Consider the following 1,813-nt stretch of genomic DNA (forward strand, 5'->3'; position numbering starts at 1 on the left):
TTATCGATTTTACTCTGTTTGAAAAATACTTACTAACCAAAGGTTTTGGCAAAATTGTTATACCAATATTTGCCACAACCATTTCCAAAATCATATCCCAATCATAGTTTTTAAAGACAACCTTAGGCTCAAAACCTGCTTTCTTGCAATAATCCTTAAAAACCCAGTAATACTGATAATTTTCTGAAACTTGTAAGAATTTTTCATCTTTTAGTAAGGAAAAATCAACTTCATCCTTGTCGGATAAACTGTGATCCTTGCTTACTACAAGGACTGCCTCAGACTTGTAGACAGTATTTTTTACAAATCTATTATCATCAAAGGGCTCAATTACAACCGCTAGGTCTAGCTTTTGATCAAGGACCATCTCTGGCAAATACTTTGAAGTTTCGTTTTTAATTTCAAAATCTATGTCAGGACATTCGTCCTTAAATTCAGATATCTTCTCAAAAAAATATATCGATCCAGCTGTTGGTGGAAGGCCTAGAGAAAGTTTTTTGCCCAAATTATTAATATTCCCTAGTAATTCTTCCTCTTTATTGTCATAATAGCCTGTTACATCTTTGGCAAAATCATAGAGTAATTGGCCTTCTTTTGTAAGCCTAAAGCCTTCCTTATCTACAAGGACGAGCTTGGCATTTAACTCTTTTTCAAGGCTTGTTACAGCCTTGCTTACTGTAGATTGGCTTACAAATAAATTTTCAGCCGTCCTAGTAAAGTTTTTAAACTCACAAAGTTTAATAAAGTATCTTAAATGCTTATCGAGCATCTTTTTCTTCTTCTAAGTACTTATCCACTATTTTATCAATATGGGCATAAAATTCGTCAGGACAATCATTGTAGACCATATGGCCTGCCTCCTTTATTGGGATGAAGTCCGCCTCATTTGGGAAATATTTTACAGAATTCTCACCGATGGCGAATGGCACTACTAAGTCTTTTTCGCCGTGAATCCAAGTTACAGGTGCGGAAATTTTTGATATAGACCCATCTCCTTTTTTGTAGGTCACTTCATCGGTAATATTAAATTGGCATAGGGCCACGCTGATATCTGTAAAACACCTTTCCTTAAAAAATTCATCAATATAGATTTCATAAGCCTCTGGGTCTGGTGATTTGAGATTATAAAGGCTTTGATTCCACATATTTCGAGTTTCTTCCCTAGATTTAGCTTTTATTAGATTTTCTACAAAAATCATTGAAGGATGTCCTGCTACTTCTTCATAGGTCCTGGCAAATTCATTTGCTAGGGGCATGAAATTCTCATCTAGTTTTGGAAGATAAAACCCTTTGACACCTACAGATGCAATAAGTACTAGCTGGTCAACTCTTTGGCTAAAGTCTGTGGCAAGTTTTAAGCCAACACCGCCGCCAGCTGAGTGGCCTACAACAATGGCGCTTTCAATGCCTAGAAATTCCATAAATTCATCTACATCTTTTGCCCAATCTTCGATTTTTAGGTGCCTATTATTGTAAGAAGATTCCCCAAAACCAGCTAAGTCTATGGCAAAAACTCTTGCCCTATCTTCGTATCTTTTCATAAAATCATCATAGATTGTAGAAGAACATTGGTTGCCATGGATTAGTAAAATATTAACCTTTCCGCTTCCAGCCACTCTATAAGCAATAGTTTCGCCTGATGGAATTGATATTTTCTTTAGTTCGTACATAAATCTCTCCTTGTTTTGCTAAAATATATCAACATCTTTTTATATTGATACCCTTAAATTCCATCTTATAATGAAAATATCTATTTTCCAGCAATAATATTACAATAAGCATCCAAAAATCAAATCAAATTCTATTTAAATCC

The 1,813-nt window shown here is 34.8% G+C and carries 2 protein-coding genes; both read right to left on the bottom strand.

All coding sequences use genetic code 11. The features are described from left to right. Positions 1 to 769: LysR family transcriptional regulator (locus Q0410_RS00025; RefSeq protein ID WP_299031312.1), on the bottom strand; the 769-nt coding region annotated here is incomplete at its 3' end. After that, the gene (locus tag Q0410_RS00030; protein ID WP_299031320.1) at positions 759 to 1,670 is read right to left on the bottom strand and encodes an alpha/beta fold hydrolase; all 912 of its coding nucleotides are present in this window, start codon (positions 1,668 to 1,670) and stop codon (positions 759 to 761) included. The genes Q0410_RS00025 and Q0410_RS00030, both read right to left, overlap by 11 nt. Between the last annotated feature and the right edge of the window lie 143 nt (positions 1,671 to 1,813).

This window comes from uncultured Anaerococcus sp., assembly GCF_937934665.1.
Classification (GTDB): Bacteria; Bacillota; Clostridia; order Tissierellales; family Peptoniphilaceae; genus Anaerococcus.